We start from the raw sequence: 13,930 nt of genomic DNA on the forward strand, positions 1-13,930 counted from the left end.
CACGCTCACACGCCCTCCCCGCCGGTCGACGCACATCGTGGAAATCCGGGCACCGGGTGCACCGGCGTCACTGGGGCAGTCTAGGCACCAGGGATGCGGCGCTGTCGCCGACGCCGTACTGGCCGGCCTTGCTCTCGGTGAGCTGCTGCACCAGGGCCAGGGTGGTGACCAGCTGCCCCTGCACGGTGTTGGCGTTGTCGATGGTCGAGATGCGCTGCGCGAGCACCGCGTCGCCGCGGACGAAGGCCACCAGATTGCCGTTGGCGGATCCGTTGCCGGCCACCACGATGCCCCCGGTCCGGTCGAACTGCTCGGCGATCTTCACCACGGACTCGTCCTTCTTGGCGGAGTCCTTGTCCACGTACGGCAACCCGCTGACCAGGACCACCGCCTCGGCCGCCGCGGTGATCCGGTCGGCGACGCTGAGGTAGTTGGCGTTGCTGTACGCGGCCACCACGGCCCGCCGGTCGGCCTCGGTGACCGGCGCGGCGTCGGCCGGCTGGTCCAGCAGCACGGTGGCCAGCAGGGCGCTGGAGGTCTCCACCCCGTGGCCGTTGCCGGGCAGGTTGGCCGTCGGGGCCCCGGTCGGCCGGGCCGCGGTGACCGCCAACTCCAGCAGGTTGTTGTTGTTCTCCGGGTTGATGAACTTGTCCTGCAGATCGATGCGCCCGGTGATGTCGGCGCCGGCGAGTTGCAGCATCTCCAGCACCCCCTCGGCGTGGTCCCGGCCGGTGGGGGTGGTCAGCAGCAGCACCCGCTTGCCGGTCAGCTTGCCCGGCAGGGTGATCTGCGCCATCTCGGCGGCGAACTCCTCCTCCAGCTCCAGTTCCCGTTCCATGCTCTGGACCGTCTGGCGCATCTGCTGGTTGGCCTTGCTCAGCGCGTCGACGTGCTCCTTGAGGGAGTCGGCCACCGGGCCGTTGAGCGCGGCGGTGCCGACCACCAGGCCGATCGCCAGGGCCAGGAAGACCGCGGTCAGGGACACCACGTGGTAGCGAAAATTGATCACGCTTGCAGCCTCTTGATCGGTCGGGGGCTAGAGGAGCTGGCCGAGCTGGAACACGAAATTGTCCCACCACTCGGAGACCACACCCAGGTACGCCTTACCGACGGTGGAGACGGCCACCGCCGATGCCATGGCGGCGACCGCCGAGAGCACCAGCAGCAGCAGAGAGGAACCGGCGATGCCCTGCCGGTAGAGCCGGCTGACGCCCTTGGCGTCGACCAGCTTGCCGCCGACCTTGAGCCGGGTGAGGAAGGTCGAGGCCATTCCGCCGCGACCCTTGTCGAGGAACTCCACGAGGGTGGCGTGGGTACCCACCGCCACGATCAGCGAGGCGCCCTTCTCGTCGGCCAGCAGCATGGCGAGATCCTCGCTGGTGGCGGCGGCGGGGAAGGTCACCGCCGGCACCCCCAGACCGTTGACCCGGGGCAGTCCGGGCGCCCGGCCGTCCGGGTAGGCGTGCACGATCACCTCGGCGCCGCAGCGCAACACGTCATCGGTGACCGAGTCCATGTCACCGATGATCATGTCGGGGGTGTAGCCCGCCTCGACCAGCGCGTCGGCACCGCCGTCGACACCGATCAGCACCGGCTTGAACTCCCGGATGTACGGGCGCAGCACGTCCAGGTCGGCCTTGTAGTCGTAACCCCGGACCACGATCAGGCAGTGCCGGCCCTGGATCTCGGTGGCGATCTCCGGCACCCCGACCCCGTCGAGCAGCAGGTCACGCTCCTGCTTGAGGTAGTCCATGGTGTTGGCGGCGAAGGCCTCCAACTGCACCGACAGGCCCTCCCGGGCGTCCGTCATCGCCTTGGCCACGCTCTCGGCGTCCTGGAGGATGCCGTGCGCCACCGCCTCCTCACCCAGGAAGACCGTGTTGCCCTCGATCCGCACGGTGTCGCCCTCGCGGATGCGCTCGAAGATGCCCTCACCCAGATCGTCGAGCAACGGGATGCCCGCGGCGACCAACACCTCCGGCCCCAGGTTCGGATACCGACCGGAGACCGAGGGCTTGGCGTTGAGCACCGCACCGACACCGACCGCGACCAACGAGTCGGCCGCGACCCGGTCCAGATCGACATGATCGATGACCGCGATGTCACCGGGGCGCAACCGCCCCACCAGCCGCTTCGTCCGGCGGTCCAGGCGCGCGGTGCCGAGGATCTGTCCCGGTTCCGCGTTCCGGGTCCGTCGCAACGTGGGTAGACGCATCGTGACCATCCTGGCATGTGAGGCAGGCGAATCTGTCGCGACATGCCTGAGCAGGGCCGCCTACCCAGGGAAGCACATACCGGCGAAGGCCGGTGTGCCTCCGCTCACAATGATGGTCTCACGACCGCCGTTCCCGGGCCGCCACGGCCAGCAACTCCTCCGCGTGAGCGATACCCAGATCGGAATCCGGCAAACCCGCCAGCATCCGGGCCAGCTCCCGGGCCCGCTCGGTGTCCTCCACCACCCGCACCCCACTGGTGGTCACCGCACCCCCGGTGTCCTTGGCCACCACCAGATGCCGGTCGGCGAACGCGGCCACCTGCGGCAGGTGGGTCACCACGAGCACCTGGTGACTACGGGCCAGCCGGGCCAGCCGCCGACCGATCTCCACCGCCGCCTGACCGCCGACGCCCGCGTCGACCTCGTCGAAGACCAGGGTGGGCGGGCCACCGGAACCGGCGAAGACCACCTCTATGGCGAGCATCACCCGGGACAGCTCACCCCCGGAGGCGCCCCGCTGCAACGGCAACGACGGCGCACCCGGATGGGCCAGCAACCGCAACTCGACCTCGTCGCCGCCGTCCGGCCCGACCCCCACCTCCACCCCGTTGACCGGCAAGGTGGGCTCGGCCCGACCCGCCGGCCGGGGCAGCACGGCCACCTCCACCCGGGCGTGCGGCATGGCCAGCCCGGCCAACTCGACCGTGACCTGCTCGGCGAAGCGCAGCGCCGCCTCCTGTCGGGACGCCGACAGCCGCCCGGCCAACTCGGCCACCTCACCGGCCAACCGGGAGGCCTCCCGGTCCAACTCGTCGAGCAGCTCGTCCGAGGTGTCCAACTCGGACAACCGGGTACGGGCCCGCTGCGCCCAGGCGATCACCCCGTCGATGTCGTCGGCGTACTTGCGGGTCAACGCCCGCAACGCCGCCCGCCGCTCGTAGATCGCCTGCAGCCGGGCCGGATCGGCGTCCAGGCCGGCGAGGTAGGTCGACAGCTCCACGGAGACGTCGGCGACCAGGGTGGCCGCCTCCTCCAACCGGGCCGCCAGCTCACCGAGGGCCGGATCCGTGCCGGCCTGCCCCTCCAAAGTCCGGCGGGCGGTGCCCAGCAGGGTCGAGGCGTCCGGGGTGTCGTCCGTGGCCTCCAGACCACCGGCGACGCACAGGTGGGCCAGTTGCGCCGCGGCGCGCAGCCCCTCGGCATGTTCCAGCCGCTGCACCTCGGCCTTCAGTTCGTCGTCCTCCCCCGGCTGCGGATCCACCCGGGTGATCTCGTCGAGGCCCAGCCGCAGCAGATCCGACTCCTGGTGACGCTCCCGGGCGTTGCGCCGGCGGTCGGCCAGATCCTCGACCACCCGCCGCCACTGCGCGTACGCCTCCCGGGTCGCCTCCAGCAGCTTCTCGTGCTCCGCCCCGGCGAACCGGTCCAACGCGGCCCGCTGCTCGGCCGGCCGCAACAACCGCAGCTGGTCGGACTGGCCGTGCACGGCCACCACCTGCTCGCCGACCTCACCGAGCATCGACACCGGCATGGCCCGCCCGCCCAGGTGGGCCCGCGACCGACCCTCGACCGTGACCGTACGACTCAACAGCAGGGAGCCGTCCTCGTCCGGCTCGCCACCGGCGTCGCTGATCCGCGCGTGCACCGTCTCGGCGTACCGGCCGGTCAGCCGCAGCCGCCCCTCCACGACCGCCCGACCCGGCTGGGCGCGCACCCGACCCGCGTCGGCCCGCCCGCCGAAGAGCAGACCCAGGCCGGTCACCACCATGGTCTTGCCCGCACCGGTCTCCCCGGTGATGACGTTCATGCCGCCGGTCAAGGGCAGCGTGGTGTCCTCGATGACGCCCAGTCCGGTGATGCGCAGCTCTTCCAGCACAGCAACCGACAGTAGACGCGGTGCCCGACAGTTGACCAGCCGACGCGGGCCACGGCGCGTCCCGATCGGCGCAGTCGGACGGATTCTGTCCGGTCGATCAGCGACGGGAACCGCGCCAGCCCTGCACCGGCAGGTCGAACTTGGCCACCAGCCGATCCGTGAACGGTCGATCCCGCAGCCGCACCACCCGCACCGGCAGCGCCCCCCGCCGCACCGTGATCCGCGCCCCCGGCGGCAGGTCGTACACCCGCCGACCGTCGCAGGAGAGCACCGCCAGGGTGGTGTACGGGTCAACCGTGATCGAGATGGTCGAGGTGGGCGCGGTCACCAGCGGGCGGCTGAACAGGGCATGGGCGCTGATCGGCACCAGCAGCAGGGCCTCCACCTCCGGCCACACCACCGGCCCACCCCCGGAGAAGGCGTACGCGGTAGAGCCGGTGGGGGTAGCGCAGATCACTCCGTCGCAGCCGTACCGGGACAGTGGTCGAGCGTCCACATCGACCATCAGCTCCAGCATCTGGGCCCGTTCGCCCTTCTCGACGCTGATCTCGTTGAGCGCCCAGGACTCGATGGTCGGCCCGCCGTCGAAGGTCGCGGTGACATCGAGGGTCAGCCGCTCGTCGACCGTGTAGCTGCGGGAGACCACATCGCTGACCGCACTGTCCAGGTCATCGATCTCCGCCTCGGCCAGGAACCCCACCTTGCCCAGGTTGATGCCGAGCAGCGGGGCCTTCGCCGGACGGGCCAGCTCCGCCGCCCGCAGGAAGGTCCCGTCCCCACCGAGGGCGAACACGATCTCCGCACCCTCGGCGGCCAGCGGACCACTCACCGGGATGACCCCGGGCAGGTCCAGGTCCTCGGCCTCCTCGGCGACCACCCGCACCTGGAAACCGGCCGCGATCAGGTCACAGGCCACCGCCCGGGCGTGCTCCGTACTGCGCCGACGGCCGGTGTGGGTGACCAGCAGAGCGGTCCGGGTCACCGGCTCCACCCTCCGGTCGCCACGCCGATCCACCGGCCGGCGTACGGCCGGCACCTGCCCGCCGTCAGCCGCCCACTGCTCGCGCTCACCCTGCGACCTCCTCCGTCGCCGCGCCCGGCACCTCCCCGGACATCGTCGGACCCTGCGGCCCAGCAGCGACCACCGCACGGACCCGGTCCGGATCGGCCGGCGGCGCGCCCCGGCGTAACCATACGAAGAACTCGACATTGCCGCTCGGCCCCGGCAGCGGGCTGGCCGCCACGTCCACCAGACCCAACTGGTGCCCCAGGGCCGCCGCCGCTACATCGAGCACCGCCTCGGCCCGAAGCTCCGGATCGCGCACCACCCCGCCCGCGCCCACCCGCTCCTTGCCCACCTCGAACTGCGGCTTGACCATGAGCACCAGGTCCCCCTCGGTGCAGCCGGCCAGCGCCGGCAGGACCAGCCGCAGCGAGATGAAGGACAGGTCGGCCACGGTCAACTCGACCGGCCCACCGATCACCTCCGGGGTGAGGGTCCGCACGTTGGTGCGTTCGAAGACCCGCACCCGCTCGTCGGTGCGCAACGACCAGGCCAACTGCCCGTAGCCGACGTCCACCGCGACCACCTCGGCCGCACCGGCACGCAGCAGCACATCGGTGAACCCCCCGGTGGAGGCACCGGCGTCCAGGCAGCGTCGACCGGCCACGGTCAACCCGGCAGGGGTGAACGCGGCCAGCGCCCCGGCCAACTTGTGCCCGCCCCGGGAGACGTACTCCGAGGTGGGATCGTCGCCGGTGACCAGCAACGGATCGGCCGGATCGACCATCGCGGCGGCCTTACGGGCCGGCACCCCCCGCAACTGCACCCGGCCGGCCTCCACCAGAGCGGCCGCCTGTTCCCGGGAACGGGCCAGGCCACGGCGGACGAGTTCGGCGTCCAACCGGTTTCTGCGTGCCATGAACGAGCGGCCTCCTCAGGCCTGATCGATGGTGGCCAGGGTTTCCCGCAACGTCTGGTACGCGGCCTCGTACTGGGCGATCTGGTCGGCCGGGGCCAGCGCCTCGGCGTTGGCCAGCGCCTGCACCGCGGCCCGTACCGCCGGATGCTCCCCCTCGTCGGTCTCCTCCGCCGCCCAGCGACGCGGCGGCGGACCCGGACGCGGGCCCGGCAGGGGTCCGCTCACGCCGGGCCGTCCGGACGTGCCGAGGCGGCCCCACCGCCGGCGGCCTTCTTCGCCACGGTCTTCTTCGCGACTGCCTTCTTGGCCACGACCTTCTTGGCCGGCCGCTGAGCCACCGCCTTGCCGGGGGCCACCTCCTCGGAGGTGCTCCTCGCCGGCTTGGCGACGGCCTTCTTGGCCACCGTCTTCTTGGCGACAGCCTTACCGGGCGGGGCGGCCGCGGCGGTAGCGGGCGTGCCCACCGACGATCCGTCGGCGGAGGTTCCCGGCCCTCCGACCGAGGCCCCTCCCCCGGCCGAAGCTGCCCCGGCCGCAGACCCGGCCGTCCGCAGCTGCCGTTCCAGCTCGAGGACCCGGCGTTCCAACTCGGCCACCTCGTCGGCGCTGGCCAGTCCCACCGCACCGAGCGCCCGCTCGACCTCGAACCGCACCAGCTTGGTCAGCGCCTCCCGGTTCGCCGCGCCGGTCGAACGTAGTTCGTCGGCCAGCGCCTGGAGCTGGGCGGCGGTCGCACCGGTCGAGCCCATCGCCCGACGCACCGCGTCCTGCGCCTTCTTCCGAGGCGCCTCCGTCAAGCCCATGGCCAGTTCGAGGTAGGTGCGCCACGCGTCCTGCATGCCTGACTCCTTTTCACCCGGCGGGTCTTCAGGTGTCACGCTACCGGGCCACCGGGTACGTCCCGTGCGGTACGGTGCCCCGGGAACGACGTGGTGTGCGAGGAGGCGATGGTGGCCACGGTGGACGAGTGCCGGCAGGCGTTGCAGGATCTGGCCGCCCGACTGGAACGCAACGCACAGACCGTCCGGGATCGGGTCGACCTGGATCGCACCCTGGCCTGCCGGATCACCGACCTGGAGACCGCCTTCCACGGCCGGATCAGCGACGGCCGACTGGTCGACCTCGCCGACGGCGACAACCCCCAGGCCAAAATCGCCATGAGTACGACCAGTGACGACCTGGTCGCCCTGGTCCGCGGCGAACTCGACGTCACCCGCGCGGTCGCCAACCGCCGGGTGTCGATCAAGGCGAACCCCTTCGACCTGATGAAGCTGCGCAAGCTGCTCTGAGCACCGCGTCAGGCGGTCAGGCCGAGCGCGTGCAGCGCCTGCGCGGCCTCCGGGGACGCCGATCGGGGTGACCCGGTCGGCTCATGCTCCCAGGCCACCGCGCAGAGCGCCGCCAGAGCGTCCAGAGGACGGCCCGCGCCGCCCAGTTCCCAGCCCTCGGCCCCCAGGCTGACCTGCCAGCCGTCGTGCTCACCGGCCGGCGCCGGTACCCGTACCACCGCCGTCGGATCGAAGAGCCCGGCCAGGTCCCAGGCGACATGGGTGGGCCGCCGATGCACCGGCGCGGCGAGCAACTCGGGCACGTCACTGACACCGGTCAGGACCAGCAGACTGTCCAGGCCGGCCCGGTTGGCGCCCTCGATGTCGGTGTCCAACCGGTCACCGACGACGATCGTCCGACCTGCACCGGCACGCCGTGCCGCCGTGGCGAACAACTCCGGCGCGGGCTTGCCCACCACCTCGTCCGGTTCCCGGCCGAGCGCCGTGGCCAGCGCGGCCACCAACGCACCGTTGCCCGGCAGCGGTCCCCGCCCGCTGGGCAGGGTCCGGTCGGTGTTGGTCGCGATCCAGGTAGCACCCTGTCGTACGGCCACCGCCGCTTCGGCCAGGTCAGCCCAGCCGACCTGCGGGCCGTAGCCCTGGAGCACGGCCACCGGCGAGTCCTCGGCCCGCGACACCGGCCGCAACCCGACCGCGGTGACCTCCGCGCGCAGCGCCTCCGCGCCGACCACCAGCACCGCAGCCCCGGCGGGCAGCCGCTCACCCAACAGTTGGGCGGCGGCCGCCGCGCTGGTCAGCACCTCGTCCGGCCTAGCCGGCACGCCCATCCCGGTGAGCAGGTCGGCCACGTCGGCCGCGCGCCGCGAGGCGTTGTTCGTCGCGTACGCCACCGCCCGGCCCTCACCGTGCAGTCGTACGACGGCCTCGACCGCGCCGGGGATCGGCCGGTCGATCAGGTAGATCACCCCGTCCAGGTCGAAGACCACCAGGGTGTACCCGTCGACCAGCCGTTCCCCGCCACCGCTCATCGCCGCTGTGCCTCCGACTCCGCGGAGCCGCCCTCCTCGGGCCGCTCGCCACCGTCGACCGGGCCCGACTCAGCCGCAGGCTGTGCCACCCCGTCGGCGACCCGGCCCTCGTCAGCGCCCTCGCCAGCCGACTCCTCGACCGCGTCGACCGCGACCGTGGCCTCGCCGACCGGGCCGTTCTCGGCCGCGTCGACCTCGCCGGTCACCTCGTCGCCCGCAGTCTCGACGGCACCGTCGCCGGTCACGCCGTCACCTGCAGCCTCGCCGGCCACGTCGTCGTTGTCGTCCGCGACGTCGCCGGCCGCACTGTCGACAGCGGCGTCGTCCCCGGTCGATTCGGCCAACTCGGTGGCGGCCTCGGTGAGGTCGGCATCCGGCTCGGCCGGGACAGCTCCCGGGGCAGCGGGATCGGCGGCCAGTTCCTCGGCCGCCTCGTCCTCGTCGTCACCCTCGATGACCACGCCGTCGAGTTCGAGCAGCCGCTCCGCCGCGTCGGTCTCGGCGTCGGCGTCGACCTCCGCCGCACGGGCGAACCATTCCCGGGCCTCCACCCGCCGTCCGCCGGCCAGCAGAGCGTCGGCGTACGCGTACCGCAGCCGCGCCGTCCACGGCTGCGGGGTGTCGGTGGTCAACTCCGGTACCTGGAGCATGGCCACGGCCGCGTCTCGCTGACCGAGGTCACCTCGGGCACCAGCGGCCACGATCAGCAGTTCGATCGCGACGGCCCGGTCCAGCTTCTCCTGGTCGGCGCCCCGGAACAGGTCGATCGCCCGCTCCGGCCGCCCCAGGGCCCGCTCACAGTCCGCGATGACCGCCAGGTGACTCTGCAGACCACTCATCCGGTGGTACGTCCGCAGCTCCGCGATCGCGGTCTGCCACTCGCCGGCGTGGTACGCGGCCAGTCCGACCGCCTCCCGGACCGCCGAGATCCGCGACGCCAGGCGGCGCGCGGCCAGGGCATGGGCCAGAGCCTGTGCCGGGTCCTCGTCGATCAGCTGCCCGGTCGCCACGAGGTGGCGAGCCACGGTCTCCGCGACCGGCTTGGCGATCGAGAGCAGTTCGGCGCGGACGTCCTTGTCCAGGTCGGTCGCGAGGATCTCCTCGGGCAGCTCCGGAGCGGCCGTACCCTCGGTCGACTCCGCCCCGTCCCGCCCGGCATACGACCTCTCGTCACGCCCGCGGTCGTCGCGGAAGCCGCCCTCACGGCGGTCCCCACCGTCACGGAACCCGCCGGAACGCTCGCCACTGTCACGACGGAACCCGCCCTCACGACGGTCCCCGCCCTCGCGGAACCCGCCGGAACGCTCGCCACTGTCACGACGGAAGCCACCTTCACGACGCTCGCCACCATCGCGGAATCCACCGGGACGGTCACCGCCCTCACGACGGTCTCCACCACGGAACCCACCGGGACGGTCACCGCTGTCACGGCGGAAGCCACCCTCACGGCGGTCCCCACCACGGAAACCGCCCTCACGACGCTCGCCACCGTCACGGAACCCGCCGGGACGGTCACCGCTGTCACGGCGGAAGCCACCCTCACGGCGGTCCCCACCACGGAAACCGCCCTCACGACGCTCGCCACCATCGCGGAATCCACCGGGACGGTCACCGCCCTCACGACGGTCTCCACCACGGAAACCGCCGGAACGCTCGCCACTGTCGCGCCGGAAGCCACCCTCACGGCGGTCCCCACCACGGAAACCGCCCTCGCGACGCTCGCCACCGTCACGGAACCCACCGGGACGGTCCCCGCTGTCACGCCGGAAGCCACCCTCACGACGATCGCCACCATCGCGGAACCCGCCGGAACGCTCGCCGCCCTCACGACGGTCTCCACCACGGAACCCGCCGGAACGCTCGCCACTGTCGCGCCGGAAGCCGCCCTCACGACGATCGCCGCCGTCACGGAACCCGCCGGGACGGTCACCGCTGTCGCGCCGGAAGCCACCTTCGCGGCGATCCCCGCCTCGGAAACCGCCGGGACGGTCGCCGCCCTCGCGGCGATCCCCGCCGCCGAAGCCGCCCTCGCGACGCTCGCCTCCACGGAAGCCACCAGAACGGTCGCCGCCCTCGCGACGGTCTCCGCCACGGAACCCACCGGGACGGTCACCGCTGTCACGCCGGAAGCCACCTTCACGACGGTCACCGCCGCGGAACCCGCCCTCACGGCGGTCACCGCCAGGGCGGTCACCGCTGTCACGCCGGAAGCCGCCCTCGCGACGGTCCCCGCCGCCGAAGCCGCCCTCACGACGATCCCCGCCGCCGAAGCCACCTTCACGACCACCGCCGCGGAACCCGCCCTCACGGCGGTCACCGCCGGGACGGTCACCGCTGTCACGCCGGAAGCCGCCCTCACGACGATCCCCGCCGCGGAATCCGCCCTCGCGACGCTCGCCGCCGTCACGGAAGCCGCCGGGACGGTCGCTGTTGTCGCGACGGAAGCCACCCCGTCGGTCGTCGCCCTCGCGGGGGGCGCCGCGCTCGGCGCTGTGACCCCGGTCGCGGTAGCCGCCCTCACGGCGGTCGCCGTCGCGGCGGAACCCGCCGGAACGGGGACGGTCAGCCCCGTCACCGCGGTCGTCGCGGTACGACGGGCGGTCGTCCCGGCGGAAGCCGCGGTCACGGCCCTCGGGCCGGCCCTCGTGGCTCCGGGGACGGTCTCCGCCCTGAGCTTCTGAACTCACAGGTACATCCTTCCTAAGTGCGTCATTCCATGACGCAACGCAGTCGAGGGCCGACCCGATTCCGGGCGGCCCTCGACTGTGACGTGTGTCCGGCGGTGTCCTACTCTCCCACACCCTCCCGAGTGCAGTACCATCGGCGCTGGAGGGCTTAGCTTCCGGGTTCGGAATGTAACCGGGCGTTTCCCCTCCGCCATGACCGCCGTAACCTTATCAACATATCAAACAACACCACACCAACAGTGTGTCGGGGTGTTTGTTTGTTTGTCGTGAGTTGCACAGTGGACGCGAGCAGAATCTTTGTGAGCAAGTCCTCGGCCTATTAGTACCGGTCAACTGAACCCGTTACCGGGCTTACATTTCCGGCCTATCAACCCAGTCGTCTAGCTGGGGGCCTTACCCACCCCGAAGGGTGGTGGGATACCTCATCTTGAAGCAGGCTTCCCGCTTAGATGCTTTCAGCGGTTATCCCTTCCGAACGTAGCTAACCAGCCGTGCCCCTGGCGGGACAACTGGCACACCAGAGGTTCGTCCGTCCCGGTCCTCTCGTACTAGGGACAGCCCTTCTCAAGTATCCTACGCGCACGGCGGATAGGGACCGAACTGTCTCACGACGTTCTAAACCCAGCTCGCGTACCGCTTTAATGGGCGAACAGCCCAACCCTTGGGACCTGCTACAGCCCCAGGATGCGACGAGCCGACATCGAGGTGCCAAACCATCCCGTCGATATGGACTCTTGGGGAAGATCAGCCTGTTATCCCCGGGGTACCTTTTATCCGTTGAGCGACACCGCTTCCACTCGCAAGTGCCGGATCACTAGTCCCGACTTTCGTCCCTGCTCGACCCGTCAGTCTCACAGTCAAGCTCCCTTGTGTACTTGCACTCAACACCTGATTGCCAACCAGGCTGAGGGAACCTTTGGGCGCCTCCGTTACCTTTTAGGAGGCAACCGCCCCAGTTAAACTACCCACCAGACACTGTCCCTGAACCGGATAACGGTCCGAAGTTAGATACCCGAATCAACCAGAGTGGTATTTCAAGATTGCCTCCACGCATACTGGCGTATGCGCTTCACCGGCTCCCACCTATCCTACACAAGCTAACTCAGATACCAATGTCAAGCTATAGTAAAGGTCCCGGGGTCTTTCCGTCCTGCCGCGCGTAACGAGCATCTTTACTCGTACTGCAATTTCGCCGGGCCTGTGGTTGAGACAGTGGGGAAGTCGTTACGCCATTCGTGCAGGTCGGAACTTACCCGACAAGGAATTTCGCTACCTTAGGATGGTTATAGTTACCACCGCCGTTTACTGGCGCTTAAGTTCTCCGCTTCGCCCCGAAGAGCTAACAGGTCCCCTTAACGTTCCAGCACCGGGCAGGCGTCAGTCCATATACATCGAATTACTTCTTCGCATGGACCTGTGTTTTTAGTAAACAGTCGCTTCCCCCTGCTCTCTGCGGCCATACAACGCTCCACCCGCGCGGGGCTTCACGTCTCCGGCCCCCCTTCTCCCTAAGTTACGGGGGCAATTTGCCGAGTTCCTTAACCACAGTTCGCCCGATCGCCTCGGTATTCTCTACCTGACCACCTGTGTCGGTTTGGGGTACGGGCCGCTCAGAACTCGCTAGAGGCTTTTCTCGGCAGCATAGGATCACTGACTTCACCTGAATCGGCTCGGCATCACGTCTCAGCCTCATGTGCTGCGGATTTGCCTACAGCACGGCCTACACGCTTACCCCGGCACAACCACCGGCCGGGCTCAGCTACCTTCCTGCGTCACCCCATCGCTTGACTACTACCCGCCAGGTTCCCACGCTCCCCAACATCAGTCCGAAGACATCAGCCGGCTCGGGTGGTTAGCACAACGAGGTTCATCAGGGACGCTCTTTCGCGGGTACGGGAATATCAACCCGTTGTCCATCGACTACGCCTCTCGGCCTCGCCTTAGGTCCCGACTCACCCAGGGCGGATTAACCTGGCCCTGGAACCCTTGGTCATCCGGCGGAAGGGTTTCTCACCCTTCTTTCGCTACTCATGCCTGCATTCTCACTCGTGCCGCGTCCACAACTGGGTCACCCCGCTGCTTCACCCCCGGCACGACGCTCCCCTACCCATCCACACACCTGCACCGACACCCGAAGGCGCCAGCGGGGTTAAAATGTGAATGCCACAGCTTCGGCGGTGTGCTTGAGCCCCGCTACATTGTCGGCGCGGAACCACTTGACCAGTGAGCTATTACGCACTCTTTAAAGGGTGGCTGCTTCTAAGCCAACCTCCTGGTTGTCTATGCGATCCCACATCCTTTTCCACTTAGCACACGCTTAGGGGCCTTAGCTGGTGATCTGGGCTGTTTCCCTCTCGACTACGAAGCTTATCCCCCGCAGTCTCACTGCCGCGCTCTCACTTACCGGCATTCGGAGTTTGGCTGATTTCGGTAAGCTTGTGGGCCCCCTAGACCATCCAGTGCTCTACCTCCGGCAAGAAACACGCGACGCTGCACCTAAATGCATTTCGGGGAGAACCAGCTATCACGGAGTTTGATTGGCCTTTCACCCCTAACCACAGGTCATCCCCCAACTTTTCAACGTTGGTGGGTTCGGCCCTCCACGCGGTCTTACCCACGCTTCAGCCTGCCCATGGCTAGATCACTCCGCTTCGGGTCTAGAACATGCGACTCAAACGCCCTCTTCAGACTCGCTTTCGCTACGGCTCCCCCACACGGGTTAACCTCGCCACATGCCACTAACTCGCAGGCTCATTCTTCAAAAGGCACGCCGTCACCCCTCAAGGCTCCGACGGATTGTAGGCGAACGGTTTCAGGTACTATTTCACTCCCCTCCCGGGGTACTTTTCACCATTCCCTCACGGTACTCGTCCGCTATCGGTCACCAGGAAGTATTTAGGCTTACCAGGTGGT

Annotated in this window: 11 protein-coding genes and 2 rRNA genes (1 of these 13 only partly in view); 2 read left to right on the plus strand and 11 right to left on the minus strand. The window is 69.4% G+C overall.

Annotated features, from left to right (window positions below):
* Window positions 1–67 precede the first annotated feature (67 nt).
* From OIE53_RS11940 to OIE53_RS11970, 7 genes are all read right to left on the minus strand, one after another.
* Window positions 68–1,009: a copper transporter gene (locus OIE53_RS11940; protein ID WP_327026671.1), complete on the minus strand. Its 942-nt coding sequence runs from the start codon at window positions 1,007–1,009 to the stop codon at window positions 68–70.
* Between the two features lie 27 nt (window positions 1,010–1,036).
* Window positions 1,037–2,215 (minus strand): putative cytokinetic ring protein SteA, encoded by a 1,179-nt coding sequence (gene steA / locus OIE53_RS11945; RefSeq protein ID WP_327026672.1) that lies wholly within the window; start codon window positions 2,213–2,215, stop codon window positions 1,037–1,039.
* Window positions 2,216–2,333: 118 nt separating this feature from the next.
* A complete protein-coding gene (recN, locus tag OIE53_RS11950; protein ID WP_327026673.1) occupies window positions 2,334–4,091 on the minus strand; it encodes a DNA repair protein RecN in 1,758 nt (585 codons plus the stop codon).
* Window positions 4,092–4,188: 97 nt separating this feature from the next.
* A complete protein-coding gene (locus OIE53_RS11955) occupies window positions 4,189–5,073 on the minus strand; it encodes an NAD kinase (RefSeq protein ID WP_327026674.1) in 885 nt (294 codons plus the stop codon).
* Between the two features lie 85 nt (window positions 5,074–5,158).
* Window positions 5,159–6,013, minus strand: a complete 855-nt coding sequence (locus OIE53_RS11960; protein WP_327026675.1) for a TlyA family RNA methyltransferase — start codon at window positions 6,011–6,013, stop codon at window positions 5,159–5,161.
* Between the two features lie 15 nt (window positions 6,014–6,028).
* On the minus strand, window positions 6,029–6,238 hold the full coding sequence (locus OIE53_RS11965; RefSeq protein ID WP_327026676.1) for a hypothetical protein: 210 nt from the start codon (window positions 6,236–6,238) through the stop codon (window positions 6,029–6,031).
* Complete coding sequence (locus tag OIE53_RS11970; RefSeq protein WP_327026677.1) at window positions 6,235–6,852, minus strand: phasin family protein; 618 nt, start codon at window positions 6,850–6,852, stop codon at window positions 6,235–6,237. The genes OIE53_RS11965 and OIE53_RS11970 overlap by 4 nt, the downstream gene beginning before the upstream one ends.
* A gap of 111 nt (window positions 6,853–6,963) precedes the next feature.
* Between OIE53_RS11970 and OIE53_RS11975 the strand changes: the two genes are divergently transcribed.
* Window positions 6,964–7,302 (plus strand): SCP2 sterol-binding domain-containing protein, encoded by a 339-nt coding sequence (locus OIE53_RS11975; protein WP_327026678.1) that lies wholly within the window; start codon window positions 6,964–6,966, stop codon window positions 7,300–7,302.
* Between the two features lie 8 nt (window positions 7,303–7,310).
* Here OIE53_RS11975 and OIE53_RS11980 read toward each other — a convergent pair whose 3' ends face one another.
* The gene (locus OIE53_RS11980) at window positions 7,311–8,330 is read right to left on the minus strand and encodes an HAD-IIA family hydrolase (RefSeq protein ID WP_327026679.1); all 1,020 of its coding nucleotides are present in this window, start codon (window positions 8,328–8,330) and stop codon (window positions 7,311–7,313) included.
* A complete protein-coding gene (locus OIE53_RS11985) occupies window positions 8,327–9,355 on the minus strand; it encodes a Replicase polyprotein 1ab (protein ID WP_327026680.1) in 1,029 nt (342 codons plus the stop codon). The genes OIE53_RS11980 and OIE53_RS11985 overlap by 4 nt, the downstream gene beginning before the upstream one ends.
* Between OIE53_RS11985 and OIE53_RS11990 the strand changes: the two genes are divergently transcribed.
* Entirely contained in the window at window positions 9,344–11,011 is a 1,668-nt protein-coding gene (locus OIE53_RS11990) for a hypothetical protein (RefSeq protein WP_327026681.1), read from the plus strand. The two genes, OIE53_RS11985 and OIE53_RS11990, sit on opposite strands and share 12 nt — an antisense overlap.
* 93 nt (window positions 11,012–11,104) lie before the next feature.
* Here OIE53_RS11990 and rrf read toward each other — a convergent pair.
* Together rrf and OIE53_RS12000 are read right to left on the minus strand one after the other, a co-directional pair.
* Window positions 11,105–11,221: ribosomal RNA gene (gene rrf, locus OIE53_RS11995) — 5S ribosomal RNA — on the minus strand.
* 95 nt (window positions 11,222–11,316) lie between these two features.
* Window positions 11,317–13,930 (minus strand): 23S ribosomal RNA (locus OIE53_RS12000); it runs 499 nt beyond the window's last position.

Origin of the sequence: Micromonospora sp. NBC_01739, from assembly GCF_035920385.1 — a bacterium.
In the GTDB taxonomy this organism is placed as follows: domain Bacteria; phylum Actinomycetota; class Actinomycetes; order Mycobacteriales; family Micromonosporaceae; genus Micromonospora.

Excerpts from the sequence above, each read along its gene's own strand:
- OIE53_RS11980 (WP_327026679.1), bottom strand. The coding sequence starts at position 8,330 with ATGAGCGGTGGCGGGGAACGGCTGGTCGACGGGTACACCCTGGTGGTC.
- OIE53_RS11960 (WP_327026675.1), bottom strand. The coding sequence starts at position 6,013 with ATGGCACGCAGAAACCGGTTGGACGCCGAACTCGTCCGCCGTGGCCTG.
- OIE53_RS11970 (WP_327026677.1), bottom strand. The coding sequence starts at position 6,852 with ATGCAGGACGCGTGGCGCACCTACCTCGAACTGGCCATGGGCTTGACG.
- steA (WP_327026672.1), bottom strand. The coding sequence starts at position 2,215 with ATGCGTCTACCCACGTTGCGACGGACCCGGAACGCGGAACCGGGACAG.